The sequence below is a fragment of the Fodinibius sediminis genome (assembly GCF_900182555.1).
Taxonomy (GTDB): domain Bacteria; phylum Bacteroidota; class Rhodothermia; order Balneolales; family Balneolaceae; genus Fodinibius; species Fodinibius sediminis.
Genome location: NZ_FXTH01000002.1, coordinates 17,907 through 38,346, shown reverse-complemented (window position 1 = coordinate 38,346; position 20,440 = coordinate 17,907). Strand labels below are relative to the sequence as shown.

Annotated in this window: 18 protein-coding genes; 9 read left to right on the top strand and 9 right to left on the bottom strand. The window is 48.3% G+C overall.

Annotation, left to right across the window (positions count from 1 at the left end):
- Position 1 precedes the first annotated feature (1 nt).
- From recB to FN808_RS02230, 4 genes are all read left to right on the top strand, one after another.
- Positions 2 to 3,616, top strand: coding sequence for an exodeoxyribonuclease V subunit beta (gene recB, locus FN808_RS02245; protein ID WP_185958207.1), 3,615 nt, complete (start codon positions 2 to 4; stop codon positions 3,614 to 3,616).
- Positions 3,609 to 5,447, top strand: coding sequence for an exodeoxyribonuclease V subunit alpha (recD, locus tag FN808_RS02240; RefSeq protein WP_142712926.1), 1,839 nt, complete (start codon positions 3,609 to 3,611; stop codon positions 5,445 to 5,447). Before recB ends, recD begins: the two co-directional genes overlap by 8 nt.
- Positions 5,448 to 5,786: 339 nt before the next feature.
- Positions 5,787 to 7,121 (top strand): hypothetical protein, encoded by a 1,335-nt coding sequence (locus FN808_RS02235; RefSeq protein ID WP_142712925.1) that lies wholly within the window; start codon positions 5,787 to 5,789, stop codon positions 7,119 to 7,121.
- Between the two features lie 187 nt (positions 7,122 to 7,308).
- On the top strand, positions 7,309 to 7,962 hold the full coding sequence (locus tag FN808_RS02230) for an inorganic pyrophosphatase (RefSeq protein WP_221929881.1): 654 nt from the start codon (positions 7,309 to 7,311) through the stop codon (positions 7,960 to 7,962).
- A 90-nt stretch (positions 7,963 to 8,052) separates the two neighbouring features.
- Here FN808_RS02230 and bamJ read toward each other — a convergent pair whose 3' ends face one another.
- Positions 8,053 to 8,808, bottom strand: a complete 756-nt coding sequence (bamJ, locus tag FN808_RS02225; RefSeq protein ID WP_221929880.1) for a BamJ family beta-barrel-assembly machinery protein — start codon at positions 8,806 to 8,808, stop codon at positions 8,053 to 8,055.
- 167 nt (positions 8,809 to 8,975) lie between these two features.
- Between bamJ and FN808_RS02220 the strand changes: the two genes are divergently transcribed.
- The 4 genes from FN808_RS02220 (at position 8,976) to FN808_RS02205 (ending at position 13,217) form a co-directional block, all read left to right on the top strand.
- Positions 8,976 to 10,535 (top strand): DEAD/DEAH box helicase, encoded by a 1,560-nt coding sequence (locus tag FN808_RS02220; RefSeq protein WP_142712923.1) that lies wholly within the window; start codon positions 8,976 to 8,978, stop codon positions 10,533 to 10,535.
- A 48-nt stretch (positions 10,536 to 10,583) separates the two neighbouring features.
- The gene (locus FN808_RS02215) at positions 10,584 to 11,297 is read left to right on the top strand and encodes a lysophospholipid acyltransferase family protein (RefSeq protein WP_185958206.1); all 714 of its coding nucleotides are present in this window, start codon (positions 10,584 to 10,586) and stop codon (positions 11,295 to 11,297) included.
- A 427-nt stretch (positions 11,298 to 11,724) separates the two neighbouring features.
- Positions 11,725 to 12,549: an endonuclease VIII gene (nei, locus tag FN808_RS02210; RefSeq protein WP_142712921.1), complete on the top strand. Its 825-nt coding sequence runs from the start codon at positions 11,725 to 11,727 to the stop codon at positions 12,547 to 12,549.
- A 173-nt stretch (positions 12,550 to 12,722) separates the two neighbouring features.
- A complete protein-coding gene (locus FN808_RS02205) occupies positions 12,723 to 13,217 on the top strand; it encodes a putative metallopeptidase (RefSeq protein WP_142712920.1) in 495 nt (164 codons plus the stop codon).
- Positions 13,218 to 13,268: 51 nt separating this feature from the next.
- On the opposite strand, the gene FN808_RS02200 is transcribed toward FN808_RS02205, so the two are convergent.
- From FN808_RS02200 to FN808_RS02170, 7 genes are all read right to left on the bottom strand, one after another.
- Positions 13,269 to 13,454, bottom strand: coding sequence for a hypothetical protein (locus FN808_RS02200; RefSeq protein WP_142712919.1), 186 nt, complete (start codon positions 13,452 to 13,454; stop codon positions 13,269 to 13,271).
- 34 nt (positions 13,455 to 13,488) lie between these two features.
- A complete protein-coding gene (locus tag FN808_RS02195; protein ID WP_142712918.1) occupies positions 13,489 to 13,713 on the bottom strand; it encodes a translation initiation factor in 225 nt (74 codons plus the stop codon).
- 17 nt (positions 13,714 to 13,730) lie between these two features.
- On the bottom strand, positions 13,731 to 13,877 hold the full coding sequence (locus FN808_RS02190; protein ID WP_142712917.1) for an oxidoreductase-like domain-containing protein: 147 nt from the start codon (positions 13,875 to 13,877) through the stop codon (positions 13,731 to 13,733).
- Positions 13,878 to 13,957: 80 nt separating this feature from the next.
- Positions 13,958 to 14,557, bottom strand: a complete 600-nt coding sequence (locus FN808_RS02185; RefSeq protein WP_142712916.1) for a hypothetical protein — start codon at positions 14,555 to 14,557, stop codon at positions 13,958 to 13,960.
- A gap of 167 nt (positions 14,558 to 14,724) precedes the next feature.
- Complete coding sequence (locus FN808_RS02180) at positions 14,725 to 15,654, bottom strand: acyl-CoA desaturase (protein ID WP_142712915.1); 930 nt, start codon at positions 15,652 to 15,654, stop codon at positions 14,725 to 14,727.
- 180 nt (positions 15,655 to 15,834) lie between these two features.
- Positions 15,835 to 16,941 (bottom strand): alanine racemase, encoded by a 1,107-nt coding sequence (locus FN808_RS02175; RefSeq protein WP_185958205.1) that lies wholly within the window; start codon positions 16,939 to 16,941, stop codon positions 15,835 to 15,837.
- A 73-nt stretch (positions 16,942 to 17,014) separates the two neighbouring features.
- Positions 17,015 to 18,241: a dipeptidase gene (locus FN808_RS02170; protein ID WP_142712913.1), complete on the bottom strand. Its 1,227-nt coding sequence runs from the start codon at positions 18,239 to 18,241 to the stop codon at positions 17,015 to 17,017.
- 148 nt (positions 18,242 to 18,389) lie between these two features.
- Here FN808_RS02170 and FN808_RS02165 point away from each other — a divergent pair, with 148 nt between their 5' ends.
- Entirely contained in the window at positions 18,390 to 19,781 is a 1,392-nt protein-coding gene (locus tag FN808_RS02165) for a M20/M25/M40 family metallo-hydrolase (RefSeq protein WP_185958204.1), read from the top strand.
- Here the strand turns inward: FN808_RS02165 and FN808_RS02160 are convergent.
- A complete protein-coding gene (locus FN808_RS02160; protein ID WP_185958203.1) occupies positions 19,774 to 20,319 on the bottom strand; it encodes a hypothetical protein in 546 nt (181 codons plus the stop codon). The two genes, FN808_RS02165 and FN808_RS02160, sit on opposite strands and share 8 nt — an antisense overlap.
- Between the last annotated feature and the right edge of the window lie 121 nt (positions 20,320 to 20,440).

Below are 20,440 nucleotides of genomic sequence, written 5' to 3'. Positions count from 1 at the left end.
AATGAAGGCACTCAATCCCTTTGATGTCTCATTCGCGGGTGTCAACCTGATAGAGGCCAGCGCCGGAACAGGGAAAACCTATAATATTACGTCCCTTTTCATCCGGGCGCTTGTTGAACTTGACATCCCGGTGGGAAAAATTCTTGTTGTCACCTACACAGAAGCAGCCACCAAAGAGCTCAAAGATCGCCTGATAACCAGGATGAGGGAATCGCTTGCAACCCTGAAAAAGGGAATGGTTGACGATGAAAATGACCAGTTTCTTCATGAACTGCTGGAGTATGTGGGAAATCGCAAACAGGCTGTTGAACGTCTTGAAAAAGCCATTAGAGGATTTGATGAATCAGCCGTGTATACCATCCACGGCTTCTGCTACCAGGCGCTGCAGGAGCAGGCGTTCGAAAGCCGGGCGATGTATGATGCTGAGCTCATAGGAGACGATTCAGAGCTGATCCTGGAAGCAGTAGATGACTACTGGAGAAAGTGGGTGGCGAGTGTTGTTGAACAGCCGAAAAGACAGCCCCTGCTCAAACTGCTCCTGGATAAGGGGTATCAGCCGGAAAAACTGGCTAGCGAACTGGGTCCCCATCTCGGGAAATCGCATTTGGATATCCTTCCCGGGGAAACACTGTCCGTAGGGGAAATACAAAGCCGGTTGGATAAACTGAAAATCATTTTTGAAGAAATGCTGGAGAGCTGGTCGGGCAGCCAAAAAGATATTCTGGAGCTGCTGCTTTCAGATGGGCTAAACGGCCGAAAATACCGAAAGGATTACCTGGCCAATTGGTTTGGGTATATGGAAGAGTTTTTAGAATCCGATTTTCTTGATATTATACCTTTCAAGCAGTTTTCCAACTTTGCCATGTCCACGCTCGAGGACAACCTCAACAAGGGATGCACCGAAGCGCCATACCACCCCTTTTTTCAACTGACTGAGCAGTATTTGGATTTACTGGATTCAGTAAGAGAAATAGAGGTGACCTTTAAAAAAAATCTCTTCGCCTATCTGAGCAGGGAACTGGATCAAAAGAAGGAAGAGCTGCAAGTGTTGTCGTATGATGATCTCCTGCTTCGACTCAGGAAAGCACTCATCGATCCCGGGCGGGGGGAGGGACTGGCTGATAAACTTAGGGAAAAATACCCCATAGCAATGGTTGATGAGTTCCAGGATACGGACCCCAGCCAATATGATATTTTCCGGCAGATTTATGCCGACCGAGAACAGTCGGCACTCTTCATGATCGGTGACCCCAAGCAGTCAATCTACAGTTTTCGCGGGGCGGATGTCTTTTCTTACCTGAAAGCCAAACAGGACGCCCCCCCGGAGAAGACCTATGACCTTGGACGGAATTTCAGATCCACACCTGAACTTCTCAAAGGACTGAATACCCTCTTTGGGGAGCATGAAAATCCGTTTATCCTTGATCGTATTTCTTATGAAGGGGTCCGACCCGGCATGGATCTTTCAGCGTACTCGAGGCTCCGGGAATATGGCGAGGTTCATCCGCCCATCAGGTTTCGATGCCTGCCGCTGGGGGAACGGGATCAGTTCAACAAAAATGAGGCGGCCGAATGGGCGGCCCGGGATACTGCCAGTGAGATCTACCGGATCCTTGAGGATGGCAAAGGCGGAGCTATCACCATTGGCAAAGAGGCCGTAAAGGCCAAAGATATTGCGGTTCTGGTCCGTACCCACAAACAGGCTTCACTAATGGCTGATGCCCTGCGTTCAAAAGGAATAAAAAGCGTGCAATACAGCCAGGAAAGCGTGTTTTCGAGTGAGGAAGCGGAGCAGCTCGCGATTTTTCTGAAGGCCGTGGTTGAACCAGGAAGCGAATCACGGGTACGCACAGCACTGGCATTACCACTCACCAGCTTTACCGGGCGTGATCTCTTCGAAATAGAAGAAGATGAGGATCGATGGCTATCGGTACTGGAGCTGTTTGACAAGTGGCACAGGATGTGGCAGGAAAAAGGATTTTCAGTAATGTTTCGCTCGGTTATCAAGGAAGCCCGCATTGCCGAGTTTGTTATTCAGTCTGATGATGGTGAGCGCCGTCTGACGAACCTGCTTCATCTGGGAGAGCTGATGCAGGCAGAGGCGAAGCGGCAAAAGAACGGTATGCGCGGTTTGCTAAAGTGGTTTGCCCGAAAGAGACAAGAAGAGAAAGTACAGCAGGATGAGGAGCAGCTGCGGCTGGAAAGCGATCGGGAGCTGGTAAAGATTGTGACTATGCACCGAAGCAAGGGACTGGAATATCCCATTGTTTTCTGTCCGTTCCTGTGGTACGGCCCCCAGTACCAGGATGGTGGCAAGCCGTTGGTGTACCATGATCCTGAAGACCTGCAGCGGACCTATCTGGATTTGAACGGTAAATCGGATCCGGAACGCGGTCATAAGCGACTGCTGGTGGCAAGGGAAGAGCTGGCTGAGAGCCTGCGTCTGGCCTATGTGGCCATGACCCGTGCCGAGCAAGTGTGCTATTTGAGCTGGGCCTATGCCCGCTCTTCTGAATTTTCACCGCTCGGTTACCTTTTTCTTGAGCCTGCTTTTTTCCATGAGTTACTTACGGAGACCATTGAAAAACGTTATGATGCTGCTGGTAACCGGCGTTTTCGAGACGCCATAGAACAATTTTGTGAGGAGTATCCGTCGCTGTTTACCAGGAAGTCTCCTTCCGGCTTGCGATCAGGAGACCAGCAGCTGGAATTGCTGAGTCTGGATTCGGGCTCCGAACTGCAGCCTCGATTATTTACCCGGCCTGTACCCCTCAGGTCAAGTTATGCGGTTTCGAGTTTTTCCTCGCTCAGCAGCTGGATGGAGGCAGAGGATCCGGATGTTCATGACTACGATCAATTTATCGACTATCCCGATGCCCGGAGCGGGCAGAAGGACACGCCACGGGAAAAATCGATGTTTACCTTCCCAAAAGGCCCACAGCCAGGGACCTGCATCCATAATATCTTTGAAAACTACTACTCCAAATCGGGAGACAGGAATGAAGTTATCGCTAACCAGTTGCAGTTCCACGGTATCGATGCAGGCTGGAAAAAAACGGTATCTTCAATGCTGGAGACGGTATTGGCGAAGCACCTGCATCCAGAAATCGGTGGTCTCAGCCTGGCGGCCGTTAAAGACTGCCAAATCCCGGAAATGGAGTTTTACTTCCAGAATGAGGAGATAGAGACAAGAGAGCTGCTTTCCATCATCCGCGGAAATGACCTTCCAGGTTGGGTAAACAGGGGCAGGGCAGGGGCTGGATTTTTAAAAGGATTTATTGACCTGACGTTTGAATTCCGGGGTAAATACTACCTGCTGGATTACAAGACGAATTACCTCGGAAATACTGTGCGTGATTATCGGGTGGATGAACTGGCCCACGAAATACGGGAAGCCTCCTACGACCTGCAGTACCATATTTATACCTTAGCATTGCATCGTTACCTGAAGAAGAGGATATCCGGCTATTCCTACAATGATCATTTCGGCGGGGCATTCTATCTTTTTGTACGCGGAATTAATGAAGAGGGCAAAGAGGGGATCTTTTTTGACCGGCCGGTTAAAGAGGTGATAACAAAGTTGGATCAATACATCAGGGGAGGGGATAATGGATAATATGATGAACAAGCTGGAGGTACTCCTGGAAAATGAGATTATTCGACCCATTGATCTTGAACTGTGCCGTTTTCTCTGTACACAGCATCCCGAAATACCGGGGGGGGTTCTGCTGGCCGCATGCCTGACCAGCTACCTCTACAGGCGGGGTGATGTATGCCTGCTTGTAGGGCAATACGCAGAACAACAGGTTTTTGACGATTCCGATGACGGAGTAAGCCTAAAGGCTCCCTCCCAACAAGAGTGGGTTCAGCAGTTACGCTCTTGCCCCGCTGTGGGAACACCCGGAGATTACAAGCCGCTGATTCTCGATCAGGTCCATCGCCTGTATCTGCACAAACTCTGGCATTATGAACATACGCTGGGGAAAGAGCTGATCCGGAAAAGTAAACAGCAGGTTGAACTCACAGATCATGCACGGCTGCGCGACGGATTGCAGACGTTATTCGGTCCGGCCGGTTCCGGTGTCGACTGGCAGCGGGTTGCAGCGGCAACGGCCGTAAAAAATAAGCTGTCCATTATTTCGGGCGGACCCGGTACCGGAAAGACTACAACCGTAGTGCGGATCCTGGCTCTCATACTGGAGGAAGCGGATCAGAAGGGTCAGTCTCCTGATGTTGTTTTGGCGGCCCCCACCGGAAAGGCTGCAGCACGGTTGAAGGAATCCATTGCTGCATCTTTAGATACACTGGATCTTCCCGGACATATTCTGTCAGCTATTCCCAGTGAAGCGTATACCCTGCACCAGTTGTTGGGGGCGCAGAGATACAGCTCCCGGTTTCGACATAATGCAGAAAATCCCCTGCCTTTCGATCTGGTCGTTATTGATGAGGCATCTATGGTTGATCAGGCACTTATGAGCAAGGTAATGGAGGCGTTGCTTGAGCACAGCCGTCTTATCCTGCTGGGAGACAAAGATCAGCTTGCTTCCGTTGAGGCCGGTTCGGTTTTGGGGGACATTTGCAATGTGAATCAAAACCGGTATTCTGCAGAAAAGATCAACTGGTTGAAAAAAATGTCGCTTTCCGTTCCCGAGACCTTTTTGGCAGAGAAGCCCAAAGCGCTGACAGATAATATCACCCTCCTTACCAAGAGCTATCGATTTGACGAAAAAAGCGGAGTTGCCCACCTCAGCCGGCAGGTTAACAGTGGAGATGCCAGTGAGGCAATTGCTCTGCTGAAATCGAAAGAGTTTAATGATATCAAATGGCATGAAAGTGACAGCCTTGCAGACCTTGAACAGGTCCTGGAACAGCGGCTGCCCGACTACTTTCGTTCAATCGTTGAGGCAGGCAGTCCCGCTAAGGCGCTGGAAGCCTTCAACCGTTTCCGGATCTTTTCTGCACATCGCAGGGGTCCCTGGGGGATTCGCCATTTGAATCAATTGATTGAAAAGCTCCTGCAGCGACGGGAAATGATTCCCAAATATGCGGATTGGTATCCCGGCCGGCCTGTTATTATCAATGTGAACGATTACCAGATTGAGCTGTTCAATGGAGATACAGGGGTATGCCTGCCGAATGAGGAGGGAGTGTTGAACGTTTACTTTAATAATGATAACCGGGTCCGGGCGGTCTCCCCAAGGCGACTGCCGGATCATGAGACGGCCTATGCTCTAACAGTTCATAAAAGCCAGGGCTCAGAGTTTGATGAGGTGCTGTTGACGCTACCCGCCAAACCTTCCAGGGTTGTCAGCCGGGAGCTGATATATACGGCTATTACGCGGGCCCGAACGTCGGTTGGGATTTTTGCTGCCCCGGAGGTATTGCGACAGGGAATTGAAAAGAAAATAGAGCGAACATCGGGGTTGTCCGATCAGTTATGGTCTTGAAAAAGATTCTCTGTGTTTCCGGCAGTAATTTTTCTACACTTTACAATTTTTTTTAAAAAAAAATGAGAAAAGTCGGAACTTATTTATCTGGTGCCAGTATGAATGGATGAACATACTGATCCTTGGTTACTTTTGTGACCATTGATTTGTACCCCGAAAAGCCAACGTACAAAAAGGAACCGGTTGAACCCCGGTTCCTTTTATTTTTTGGGCTGTTTCTCCTTTCTCTACTGATTTTTTTCCGAAATTCTGGAACAACTCTTTTTCGATCCCCCTTTAACATGATGCCATGGAAGTGGCATGCAATTATTAACAAATACGAATTAACCAGTTATTATTATGAAATCTAAACAGATACGAAATCTCGTTTTGGTACTAGCTACAGCGATGCTAAGTTTTGCTTGCAGTGACTTTACCACCTCCTCTGATAACAGCAGTGGCAATGCTACTGTAAACGGGCAGGTAGAAAAGAGTGAAGCCAACAAAGCTGCGGGTTCCCGTGGACATGCTTCCGTTGAGGGAGCTACTGTTACGGTAGCACGTATAACCACCGATGGAAGTCTGGAGTCCATTGGAAATGCGCAGGCAAAGACCAACGCGCAGGGAGAGTTCAGCCTGGAGGTTGATGCCAATGCCGCTACCAATGCCTCGGAAAAAATTATTGTCAGAGCCGAGAAATCTGGACAGCAATGGAAAGCATTCCTTTATGATAAACTGCAGAATGGATCGTCCATTGAGCTCAAGCCATTAACTGTCGAATCTACCGGTGAAGCGAATGTTTATCAGGAGGTTGTTGCCAACGACGAATCAGGATTGGTGTCAAAGGCTGATATTGAAGCCTATATTGATGCTGAAGCGGGAACAGCTATTAAGGAAAATGGAGAGGCTGCCTCGGCTTTTGCGGAAGCGCTGGTTGAGGAGGCCCATGCCCGCGCCCGATATTTTGCTGATCAGGGAATAGAGGTTACGGAGGAGCAGCTTGAAGAGATAAAGGATGTCAAGGCTGAAGCGCTGGCGAACCTTAACGCCTCGCTCTACGCCTCCTCCAGCCAGTCTGCCCGCGCTGAAGCATATGGAACCTTCATCAGTACCATTGCATCTGCCCATGTGGAAGCGGGAGTCGATGCCGATGCCTACGCTAAAGCTAAAAAAGCGGCCAATACCCTGGTCGTAGAGAAAGCGGCGGAGCTTTCGGATGCAGCTCAGTCAGAAATCCGGGCCAAAGCTGCGCTTCTTGTAGCTGTCGCGGTTGACAATGCCGTGCAGGCGCGCATGAAAGCCGCTGAGGCAGCCGATGCTTCGGTTCAGGCCGCCGTTGATGCAGGAATGGAATTGCGTTCGGCGCTGAGGACGAAGACCATGGCAGGAGCCAGTGAGGTCAAAAGTTTATTTGCTGCCTATAACCAGACCATCATGGATCTGCTTAAGCAGGAGTTTTCTGCCAGCTCAGAGACCATAGTTAGCATTAACAGTGAGGTCAACGGTACTGCCGGTGCTAAAGCCACTTTGGAATCGAATATCGAAGCCAGTGCGGATACGGAGGCGATTGTAGAGGCCTACACAACCTTTTATTCAACGGTAGAATCATTGGTTGACAATTTGTTGACCTTGAGTTCTGATGCTGAGGCAGAAGTGGTTGCCGATCTTCTCATTCTGATCAATATTGGCAACTAACACAATTACCTAAAAGGAAACCGCTGCAAAGGAGCCGGCATGAACGTCGGCTCCTTTTTTTGTTGTCATTCCATTACTCATTGACGCCAAAAAATTTGTATTTTTAGGCAATCTAATTGTTAATCTATTGATCGATTGTTACAGAATGGAAAGAGACCAAATCCGACGTTTTCTAGAAACCAGTAAATTGTTTTCAAAACCCCATCCCTGGCACGGTATTAATATTGGCGACGATGCGCCCAACAAGATAAAAGTGTTTATTGAACTGGTGCCTGGCGACACGATGAAATATGAATTGGACAAGGAAAGTGGTTATCTCAAGGTGGACCGTCCGCAGCGCTTTTCAAATATCTGCCCCATGCCGTACGGTTTTGTGCCCAAAACGTTATGCTCCGATCGGGTGGGCGAATTTTGCATGGAGAAAACAGGGCGAGAGGGTATTGTCGGTGATGGCGACCCCTTGGATATCTGTGTGATCACCGAGCGAAACATCCCGCATGGAAACCTCATTCTCGATGCGATTCCCGTGGGAGGGCTCCGGATGATTGACGGAGAGGAAGCTGACGATAAGATTATTGCTGTTCTGAGTGGTGATGCTTCCTTTGGACAGATGCGCGATATTGAAGAGGTGCCCAAGCATATGATTGACCGTTTGTCACATTATTTCCTTACGTACAAGGAAAAGCCCTTCAGCGACGAAGAGCGTGAATGTGAAATTACGCACATCTATGGTCGCGATGAAGCCAAGGAGGTCATAAAACGCAGCATGGAAGACTATAACAACAGGTTTGATGTGGATAAGCGAAAGCTTTTGAAGATGATTCAGACGGGCCTTAAATAGTCTTCTGTCAATTACTGAAGACAAATGAAAAAGGCAGGTTTATGCAACCTGCCTTTTTTTATAATGATGTAAAAGGTGTACGATAGACGCTTAGTTTGCAGAAGCAGAATCAGAAGGGTTCACTTCCAGGAGCTCCACTTCGAAAATCAGCGTTTCATTCGGACCTATGGGACCACCGGGTCGGGGATTGGGACCGTAGCCAAGAGCGGAAGGAATCCAGAATTTATATTTTCCTCCTTCTTTCATAAGCTGTAGGCCTTCGGTCCAGCCGGGAATAACCTGATTCAGGGGAAATTCCACAGGTTCCCCTCTTTCATAAGAGCTATCGAACTGAGTTCCATCCAAAAGGGTACCCTCGTAGTGAACACGAACCTCATCCGAAGAGTCAGGCGAAACACCGGAACCTTCTTCCAATATTCTGTACTGCAGGCCGGATTCGGTTACCTGTACACCCTCATTATTTTTATTTTCAGCTAAAAATTCTTCTTCTTTTTTCTTGTTTTCCTGTGCTTCCTGCTGTTGCTGCTGTTGAGCTTGCTGCTGGGCTTTCATCTGATAGGATTGCACAACTTGCTGCATTTCGGATTGAGAGATAGCAGCATCCTTGTCTTCAAGGGCACTTTTGAGGCCGCTGGCAAACTTATCAGCATTAATATCGGTCATGCCTTGTCTTTTTAAGGACATGGAGGCAATCTGGTACCCGAGGCTGTAACTCACACTGTCAATGTTGGTCTCCAGCGACACGTCCGTGGTGGCGGAGCCGGAATCGGAGTTGCAGCCCGCAAACGAAAAAAGGATTGCACCAAATAGCATTGAAAATAAGAGTGTAATCTTTTGTGAAATCATTTCAATTGTTGAATTTTAAATTTGCAGTTAAGCTTCCAATTTATCCAAAATTTTGGCCTATAAAAAATTTGGGTGCAAAGTTAAGCGCTTTGGATATAAAATCGTATCTTTACGGGCGAATAAATGCTATTCAGGCATAATTGATAATAAACACAACAGGATTACTTTTGAGTTTTAAGAAGTTTACATTGAGCGATCAGCTCCACCTTGGGCTGCGGGATCTGCGTTACGAAGAGCCAACTCCGATACAAAAAGAATGTATCCCATTGATTTTAGAGGGAAGGGATGTGATCGGGGCGGCACAAACAGGAACTGGAAAGACAGGGGCCTTTGTAATTCCGCTTTTGCAGCGAATTATCGATGAGCCCTCGGATGACACCCAGGCCCTGATATTATCGCCCACCCGCGAGCTGGCCCAGCAGATTGAGGAACAGATCTTTGCACTTGGTTACCATACCGGCATTAGTTCGGCAACGGTAACCGGCGGCAGTGACTATGGCACGCAGGTAAAGGCCATCCGTGCCGGCGTAGATATTATTGTGGCCACCCCGGGTCGGCTGATTGACCAGATGAAGGTGCTGAATATTGATTTTAGTCATTTGAAATACCTGGTACTGGACGAAGCCGACCGCATGCTTGATATGGGCTTCCTGCCCGATGTAATGAAAATTGTTGATCAGCTGCCCAAAGAACGTCAGACAATGCTTTTCTCCGCCACGATGGTTGAGGAAGTGCAGAAGGTGGTTGACAAGGTGATGAAAGATCCCGTAGAGGTGGAATTCGAAGTATCCAAACCGGCTGACAGCGTAGACCAGCAGATTTATTTTGTGCATCCCAAGCAGAAGTTGAATCTTTTTGAGCAGCTCTTTGATGCTGACAAATATGAAACGGCTATCGTTTTCTGTGCGACCAAGCGCGGTACGGATGAAGTGGAGCGAATGCTCAAAAAGCGGGGCGTCAATGCGGTGAGTATGCATGGTGACCGCGACCAGGAAGAGCGTAACGAAGCATTGCGGCTCTTTAAAAATAAGACGCATCCGGTAATGGTGGCTACGGATGTACTTTCACGGGGGATTGACATTGACGATGTATCGCTAATTGTCAATTTTGACGTCCCTAACAATCCGGAAGACTACATTCACCGCATCGGGCGGACCGGACGGTATGACAAATCGGGTACGGCAATTACGTTTGTCAGTAATAAAGATAAAAAATACTATTACAGTATTAAGAAGGTCGTGGGAGATCAACTATCTGTCCGTGACCTGCCAGGGAAGAATGAAGAATCCAAACCTTCCACATCCAAATCCAAACGTAAGGAACGGCCCAGTCGTGACTCAAAAGCCGGGAAGCCACAAAAGGAGTCGAAAAGCACTGATTCCCGAAGTAACGGGAAAAGACCGAAAAAGGAAAAGAAAAAGCCCGAAAAGGACTCCCCATCACAGCAGGAGACTAGGAAGAAACAGCCTCAAAAGAACGGTTCTCGAAATAAAAAACGTTCAAATCGGGAAAATGGGGGGCAGAAAAACAAAGGATCCGGGAAGAAAAAAACGTCTGGCCGCTCGGGACGTTCTGACAAAAAGGAGTATTCGGAACCGGTCTACCAGGAAGAAGATATTTTCCAGCCTGAAGTCATAGAGCAGGCGGTTGTTAGAAATAGACGTTCCCTGAAACCGGCCAAAGGATTCGTGGGCGTAATTAAAAGTTTTATTCCCAAGCTTTTTTGAAAAATGGTAAGCCGTATTACATCGCTGTTCATATGGATAGGAGTAGCTTTGTTAATCATCTTCTGGCTGCCGATGCTGGCCCTGCGTCGTTTCTTTGATCGTGACCCAGCCTACTATAATACGGGAAAGCTGTTTCGAAACTTGGGAAAAGCTATTTCAAGGATTAATCCCAATTGGAAAATTGTTATTTCCGGAGAGACTGATATTGATGATCGACGGCCTTATGTAATGGTTTGCAACCACTTGTCCCAGGCCGATATTCCCCTGATATCCAATTTGCCATGGGAAATGAAATGGGTGGCAAAAAAGGAGCTCTTTGAGGTTCCCGTTGTTGGATGGATGATGAGACTGGCCGGGGATATCGCGGTTGACCGGCGGGCCCGGAACCGGCGAAAGTCAACGTTCAGGCAGGCCCGGTATTACCTGCAACGCAACTGCTCGGTCATGTTTTTCCCGGAGGGAACGCGATCGCGCAACGGAAAACTTAATCGATTTACCAATGGAGCTTTCGACCTGGCAATAAAAGAAGGGGTCCCCATATTGCCCATGGTGATTGATGGCACCCAGAACACCCTGCCCAAGAGGAGCTGGAAATTTGGTGAGGCCAAACATATCAAATTAAAAATACTGGAACCCCTTGATACCGCTGATCTTGGATATGGAGACATCAAGAAGACCTCCAGGGAGGTGCGTTCACGCATAGCACACCAGCTGGCCGAATGGAGGGGAAAGCCTGTGGAGGAAGTTGATAATCTGTTGTAGCGCTTCAGGGAAATCTCTTGGACCAGGGGAAGTGATCAGCTCTCGGAAGGACTGTTACCGTGCTGGTTCCGGCAGTACTTCTTCTTTTCATCTAAGAAGATGTTGTGGCTTGCCCCTGTGAGCAGCAGAGGGACCAGAATTTCAAGATAGGCTTATTGGCTGACTGTGGCTGAGATCAGGCCAGCAGGGCTGCCCGGAACCTCCAGGCAAATTATGATGTATCCGGGCCAACACTGGCGATAGGGTTAATGTCCGGTAGTGATAGTTCACAACGAAGATACAACGGGACACTGGCCCTCCGCCGCAGATTACATAGGGCAGGGGCGATATAACCGGAAGCAACGGCGGATGATAAATCTGTGAACGATTGACAAGAGATACTTGTAGACGGTGTAACTGTAATTCTTATTCTAAATAAATAAAATTTATGCCAGAAGGACCTGAAATTTGGCGTACAGCCGATTTTTTGAGTGATGCACTGCAGGGAGAGCCTGTTACGAATCTTTATTTTGCTTTCGACCGTTTGAAGGAGTACGAGACGGAATTGCAGGGAAAAAAAGTTGAAAAGGTTGAGGCCCGGGGCAAGGCCATTCTTACTTTTTTTGGGAACAGCCATGTCATGTACAGCCACAATCAACTTTATGGAAAGTGGATGCTGAGCGACAATGGCGAGGAGCCCGACACCAACCGCAAATTAAGGGTGGCTATTCACAATGACCGACACTCAGCGTATCTTTATTCTGCCTCGCAGATAGAGATGCTGGAGAGGAAAGAGGTGTCTGAGCATTCCTATATAAAGAAGCTGGGCCCTGATGTGCTGCACCCGGATACCTCGTATGAGGATGTCATTGGCCAGTTTACAGCGGATACTTTCCAAAACAGGAAGCTGACAACGTTGTTGCTGGACCAGGGATTTGTGAGCGGCATTGGAAACTACCTGCGCAGTGAAATCATGTTTTATGCAGGAGTAGATCCTCACCAAAAGCTGCGTTCTTATCCGGATAGTGAGAAAGAAGCCCTGGCAAAAGCTACGATTAAGCTTTCAGAGCGTTCCTATGAAAGGGGAGGGCATACGAACGATCCCTCGATCATCGAGGCACTGCAGCGGGAAAATGCCGATAAAACGGATCAGCGATTTTTCGTTTACAAACGGACCGGACGCCGTTGTCACAAGTGCGGTGCTGTGATCGAGGAGGAAAAAACCGGAGGACGAAAGATTTACTACTGTCCCAGCTGCCAGATAGAAGAGTAAGACTGACCAATGCTGTTAGGTACGGGGATGAACTTTCCCCTCGCCTTCTGTTGTATTAGTTGACCATAGCTTGCAATGGTCATACAAATTATCACAAAAACGGGTGAAAAGATGTCGACAGAATCATACCTTTATACCCTTGAAAATTTGAATCACAAACTGGAAGATCGTTCATGAAAGATAATGATTTATTGAAACCGGGAGATACTATTGCCCACAGCAATAAACAGCTGATGGAGTCTCCCGAGATAGCTAAAATAGCTGAAACGGTAATTGAGCGGGAAAGCCTGGATTTTGGTCCGGCCGAGATCGGATATTTTTTAGTATACCCCAACCTCTCGAAATATAAAGCGGCTAAATGCGTGAAAGCCTCCCGCGAGGTGCAGTACTATTCCGGAAACAACTATTTGATTGAAATATCGGGTGAGATGTGGGACATGCTGGACCAAAAAACACGTGAGATGGTCCTTTTTCATCAGCTCTTGCATGTGGACCCGGTGTACAAGGCCAAAAACCAGGAATGGAAAATGAAAATCAGAAAACCGGATTTTTCTGATTTTTATGAAATTAACGACAAATACGGTAATGACTGGTATAAGACCGTACAGGCAACCGTCTCATCACTGTATGATCTTGACCCCAAACGGGAGAGTAAAGTATCCCTATAATAAAAACCAATTGCAGCGACAAAAGGCGCAGTCGTTTGGCTGCGCCTTTTGTTAATTATCGTCTTTATTGCGGCGGGATAATGCCTTTTCCAGGTCGTTGAGCCGGCTTTCAATATCCAGAAGTTTCTGGAGAATCAGTACATGGGTTTTACCCGCATCAATGCCCACGGGACTTTCTTCACTTTTTATTTGGTTGAGAATTTCCTGGAATTGTTCGTCAGGTATGTTGAGATCCATAACTATTCAACTTGGGTTTAGAGAAAAATAGGGGCTACTGTACTTCGAAACCCTCTTTTTGGAGAAAGGCTCGCACTTTGTCTACGTGATCGCCCTGTATTTCAATCGTCTTGGCGTAGCTGGTGCCACCGGCTCCGCAGTGTTTTTTCAGCTTTTTTTCAAGGTCTTCGATCACCTGGGGATTATGTTTGATATTGCTGATCATTGTCACCGTCTTTCCCCGACGACCGCCCGTCTCTTTTCTTATTTTAATGGCCATAAAAGTAGTATGATTGGTTATTCGTTGGTTTTGTTATCCTCTTCCTGCTGTTCCTTCTTCCATTTCTTATACTGGACCATCTGGTCTCGATAGATGTCAAAAATACATCGGGTGCAGCCGCTGCCACAACAATCGGTGGGTAAAGGTTTAAGAGGCTTTCTCATGATGGTTGAAATGAATTGGTATAGATAAAAATATCAGCTGATTTCATCATAGCCAAAGCTATTGATGGTATTCAAAGATATTAACTGGCTTCACCGTAGGCATCCGGGCGCTTCGTCTTCAGCTCAAAACCATGGAAGCTGTAGTGCTTCAGGTGCCAGAGAAATCGCTGCCACTTGGAACCGGGCAGAACAAAGGAGACGACCGATTGAGCGGCTCTCCGGAGGGTCTTGTCAGCATCGGTAAACTCATCGATGTCGACAATAACCAGGCCGTTGAAATCCTTGACCTTGTTTAAAAAATAACGCTCCTGTGGAGTGGCGTACTTGATGCGCGAATGGGAGTAGCCGGTATAGGTGCCGCATAGTTTTCCGCCGTTTTTAAAGTAAAGGATAACATCCGACTGGTCCAGCCCTTCAAAAAGCTTATCAAGGTTGCCAAACGTTTCGGATTCGATTTTCGTGATAAGCTCCTCGGTGTGGATGACTTTAACTTCTCGATTCAGCTTCCGGGCCAGTTCGTCCAGGGCCTTCTGCTTGTTGGGCTCGTAAAGCCCCAGGAAAAGCGAAAGGTGATGCTGCCGGTCATTGGCTGTTCGGCTAAGCTCATCTTCAAGCTCATTGAAAGAGGCCTCTCCAAATGTTACATTTTGAAATTTATTGTCAGCTGTTTGAATGTCCATGAACAATAATTTTCGGATTCAATAGGGTCGTCTCAGCAAAACCCACTCTGGCTTTGCCTTGTCTCTGTAAGAGATGAGAATAATATAACAAATACTATCCGGCAGAACATCACTAAAATACGTGCTGTACGAGTCATTGAGGGTTTACCGGACTGCTGTTGCCGAGGTTATTTTCCCTGGGGATGCTCGATCACATGCGGGGGTCGCTTTAAAAATTTACTCTCCGCATAGACCCGCTCAGGGGGTACGCGCAGGTCCCATACAAGCCGAAACCACGAAAGAACCTTGAGGATATAATGGGAAAAGTCAAATTCCCACCAGTAGAAGCCCTGCCGTTCGGAGGAGGGGAAACGGTGATGATTATTATGCCATCCTTCGCCCAGCGTTATCAGTGAGATAAACCAGTTGTTGCGACTGTCGTCTTTGGTTTCAAATCGTCGTTTGCCAAAGACATGCGCCAGGGAATTAACGGTGAATGTACCATGATACAGCAGGACCGTACTGAGAACAAACCCATAGACCAGTATCTGAAAGCCCGAGGTGCCCAGTGAGGGAAAGTAATAGTCGAGCAATTCACCCAGTACATAAGTTCCCACAGCCAATTGAATGGGGGGGACCAGGTGGAAATCATTCAGAAATTTGAGTTCAGGTATCTTTTTGAGGTCTTTGACCATGTCGTAATTGGTATCTTTAAAGCGGTTGCTGAGGATCCAGCCCACATGCGACCACCAGAAGCTGCGCTGCACCGGAGAGTGAACATCTTTCTCCGTATCCGAATACTTGTGGTGGTGGCGGTGATGGGCTGCCCACCAGAGAGGTCCTTTCTGGGCGGAGGTGGTGCCAAGCCATGCCAGAATGAATTGAAAGGGGCGACTGGTTTTAAAGGTACGATGTGAAAAATAGCGGTGGAAACCGGCAGTAATGGCAAACATGCGTATTGTATAGCTTACCAAAAGCGCAGCCAGAGCGACCCAGCTGAAACCGGCCCAGAAAACAAGTCCACAGGCCAGATGAAGCAGTATGAAGGGGAGGCCACTTACCCAGTTTATTTTATCGAGATTCTTGTCATATTTTTTGGGGGTATAGGGTGCTTCCATAAACCAATTTTCGTGCCAAGTAAAATTCGGAGCAAATATAATGAATGTAGCAGGTTTTAATAAAGTGTTTTCCGACCGGGAAGGAAGTCTGGAAATAAAGATAAATCGAAAGGGACAATATATAAAATAATTATAGATGAATGATGTAACTATCTATAAGTCAAGAGACTAAGATATTTTTTAAATCCTATCTTTTAGCTGGGCCTGGTGAATGGTGGTACCTCCGGTAGAGACAAAACGGCCCAGAAGGTGTGCGGTAAGGCAGGAATGGACGGGAAGAATGGTGATCGTATCTCCAACGGAGAACTGTTCAAAACTGCGCGGCGAGCACTGAACGATACCGTGTTCCTGCGACAATCGTGTAAGGTGGGTATGATCGTCGATCGGGTTCCATGCGTGCCCCTGCTTTGTTGCCGCAAGACCAAAGTGTACCTCATCATCTTCAGACAGTGGCTCCTTGGAAAAATGAATTGCACCGCCATAAATGGCCAGCTGGTTGCGGTTGGGATACCGGTCAACAACCGGGCAGCAGACCGCGGTGGCAATGTCAGAGACGGCGCAGCTCCCTATCTGTACCTGCATCAGATCATAGAACACAAAATTGCCAGGGCTAATGGCATCGATACCGTTGAATTCAGTTCCTTTTGAAGCGCAGGGAGTATCTCCAATACAGACCTCAAAGGGACCATGGGATGTACCCAGTTTACTTCGGAGTCTGTTGATCTGTGTCAAAACCGTTTGGTGGATGGATTGTATCTCTGCCTCTGACCGGGCAGTGTAGGAGTGACCGGGATGGGAGTAAAATCCCTTCCAGTTCAGCTTGTCAGCCTGCTTAAAACAATTGATCAGGCGAATAATGTATGAAGTTTGGGAAGGCTGCAGTCCGGTACGGCCTGCGCCGGTGTCAAGTTCAATGTAGACATCCACCTGATGGCTGAGCTGCTGCTGGAGTGTGTCTGCCGTTTCCATCCGGTTGACAAGAAGGGTCAGGGATATCTTTTCGGCCAGAGCATTGATCCTCTCTGTTTCGCGCAGGTTGCAGGGAAACGCAATTGTGATGTCCTCCCAGTCATGGCGGGCAAAATAAGAGGCCATGCTCACGGATGAAACCGTAACAGCGGTAACACCGTATGATCTCAGCCACTGGCCGATCACCGCTGACTGATGGGTCTTCATATGCGGCTTAAACTGGAGACCCCGCGTCGCAGCTTTATGGGCCATGCGCTCAATATTTGCTTGGCAGATTGTTTCATTAAGCAGCAGGGTTGGCTCGCTAACTGAGTGCATAATATCAAAATGGTTATTGTTTCGTCCTGGCCCGCGTGGGTCCACTGGCATGCGGGGAACCTATAGCGGTTATTTATTCTTCAGCCTGTATATCCCGAGCCACCTGTTCCACGGCATTCCAGACCCGGAAGAGGTTGCCCGAACATATTTTTTGAATTTCTTCCCCGGTATACCCCCGGTCTAAAAGTTCCGATAAAAGATGGGGATAGGTGGAGACATCTTTAAGTCCGGCGGGAAGGGTATTGCCCACACCGTCATAATCAGAACCGAGACCGACATGGTCTATGCCCACCAGGTCGACGACGTGATCAATATGATCGGCAACTTTTTCGACATTGCTGTAGTGGAAATTTTCCTCGAAATAAACGGTCCTGAACGAACGAGCTTCTTCGCTGCCCGGCTTCAGGCCCCGCTTTTCAATTTCAGCCTCAATTTCATCGCGCACCAGATCAGCGCTCATGCGGGAAGTGCTGTCCAGGAAAGTGGATCCGAAGTTGATCATGATAACACCATCATTTTCCGCCAGACGCCGGATGAGGGGATCACTCATGTTACGTTCAAATCCCGGGGTAAAGTGACGGCAGGAGGAGTGGGTGGCCACCACCGGGGCCCGGGTGACCTCCATCACATCGTTGAAGGCCTCGTCTGTGATATGTGAGACATCCACCATCATTCCAATTCGGTTCATTTCCTGGACGACCTCTTTTCCGAAGTCACTGAGTCCGCCATGAGTATCCCGGCTCATGTCATAGGAGGAGTCGCTTATCTTGTTGTCTTTGGAATGAGCCAGCGTAATGTACCGGATCCCACGATCGTAGAAGTAGCGGACATTTGAAAGGTCTGAACCCAAGGGAGCCCCGTTTTCCATGCCCATCGGCAGGGAGATAAGTCCCTGGTCAAAATGATTCCTGATATCCTCCGGGGCATTGGCCAGTGCAAATTTATCCGGATGGTCGCTGGCAATGCGCTGCACCATGGTGATCAGGCTGTCAGCGACGGCTTTGGCACCGCCCGTCTCCTGGTAGCGGGCGGGAATGTAAATAGACATAAAGGGGGCATCCAGCCCACCTTTCCTGGCACGGGGATAATCAAAATCACCGGTCCCGGTTTTTTGTGAAATATCCTCCCAGTTGTTCTCCAGGCGATAGGGAACGTCAATATGACCATCGACGATGATGAATTTTTGGGCCAGTTCCTGACCTGTTGGGATCTGCTTTTTCCGATCCTTGGCTGATGAGGAGCAGCCGGTTGCCAGTGCTGCAAACAGTAAGGCTGTGAAGAACCATTTTACAAATCGCATGAAAACTGTTTTTCTTTATTAAAGCTGAAGATAAAGATTGCAGAAATAATTATTGCTTTGCAAATCTTATAAAATATTTTACAACATTTGGATGGTGAGTACCTTATTCTTCAAATCCACGACAGCTGAATTTTTACGGGCATTACATATGGCATTCTTTAATAAAAAGGTATCGGTTTTCTCTCTTATTTTTTTTGTGACACTGCTCATGACGGGCTGTGACAGCCGGCCGGGCCGCGAAAGAGAGCAGAGTGGAAACCAAGAACTAAGGGAGCTTCTGGAAACTATTTCGGTGGATTCTATAGAGTCAAATATCCGGACTCTGGCAGATTTCCATACACGTCACACTTCTTCCGACACCACAAGCGATACCACGGGCATTGGAGCTGCCCGTCGCTGGATATATGATAGGTTTAAACAATACGGCACCCTCTCCGGCAGTCGACTGCAGGTTTCTTATGAGAGTTATTTAGAAACTGATAATCCGCGCATAGAGGAACCCACTCGAATTGTTAACATCGTCGGAATATTGCCAGGGACCCAGCTGGAAAGCAAGGAGCGGATGTATGTGGTCAGTGGTCACTATGATTCGAGGGTCTCGGATGTAATGGATGACAGCAGTTACGCACCCGGTGCCAACGACGATGCCTCCGGCACAGCTGCAGTCATGGAACTGGCACGGGTGATGTCGGGCAGGGAGTTCGATGCCACCATCGTTTTTATGGCCGTTGCAGGGGAGGAGCAGGGACTGCTGGGGTCAACCTACCATGCCGAACAAGCAAGGAGGCAGCAATTGAATATAGAAGCCATGATTACCAACGATATTATAGGTAATACGATCAAGAGTACCGATGGTTCGGTGCATGATAATGAAATCCGTGTGTTTGCCCAGGGAATTCCTCCGGGCGACAGCCTTTCGCGACACCAGCGTTTGCTGCTGCAGACAGGCGGAGAAAATGACACTCCTTCCCGGCAGCTTGGCCGATTTATTCACCGGGTGGGCCGGGAATACATGCCCGGACTCAAGGTGAATGTTATCTACCGGAAGGACCGGTATCTGCGCGGTGGGGATCATTCGCCCTTTTTGGAGCACGGGTACCCGGCAGTGCGTTTCAGTGAACCGCATGAGTACTATGAACGCCAGCACCAGGATGTCCGGAAAGAGGAAGGCACACAATATGGCGATCTGCCAAAATTTGTGGACTACTCCTATGTGGGGAAGATTGCCAGGCTTAATGCAGCGGTACTGGCTACACTGGCTAATGCTCCGGCCAGGCCCCGTGAAGTGGGCATTGATGTTTCGCGCCTGGAGAATAGCACCACACTTGTTTGGAAGGCCAACAGCGAGCCAGATCTCAAAGGCTATGAGATAGTTTGGAGATCAACGAATCAGCCCTTTTGGGAGCATACTGAATTTGCAGGGGATACCACGCGATTTACTGTTCCAGGCGTCTCCAAAGACAATTACCTGTTCGGGGTGCGGGCCATAGACCAGTACGGAAACCGAAGTCCTGCTGTCTACCCGTTACCTGTCAGATAGAAGTTTGAGGCTCACCGGGAGGGCTGGTGTCTGAATGGCCAACCGTACTTCTGCGGGAGGTGATAAAGTCCTTCAGCCGCAGCAGGTCCGATTTACTGAAGATCAGGGGTCGTCCGCTGAATTCGAAGAGGTAATGGTTTCTCTTTTCTTCAGAAAAGTGGATTTTGATTGTGGCTGAAGAAGATTGAACATACTGTCGCCAGAGCGGTTGTTCCTTCTGAGAAATTACCAGCTCTTCAATAGATGTCTGTTCAAATTGTTCATGCCGGACCGTTTTTTCCTTTTGTCGGTAATCGATGGTCAGATGAGTAGGCGTATGTTCAACAACAATGCTAAGGGGGCCATTGGAAAGCTTGAGTATGCCAAAAACAGTCAGCGTAAAAAGAATAAAGGCGGCAAGTCGTAAAATACCAATCCAGAGCGGGTTGCTCTGATTCCAATAAAGCATGGTAAGTAAAACAGTAAACAGGGCTGCGATGATTGTTCCCGTCCACCATATCCGGTGGCGCTGTTCTGTAATCGTTATAATATTGTTCAAAGTATCCAAGGTGCTGCCTTATATTCCGGTTCCACCCAATAATAGAGGAAAAAAGTAGAGGAAAAAAGCACCCATTACTGTATTAATAGTTGCAACTGGGGGATTGGGCTGATAGATTGCT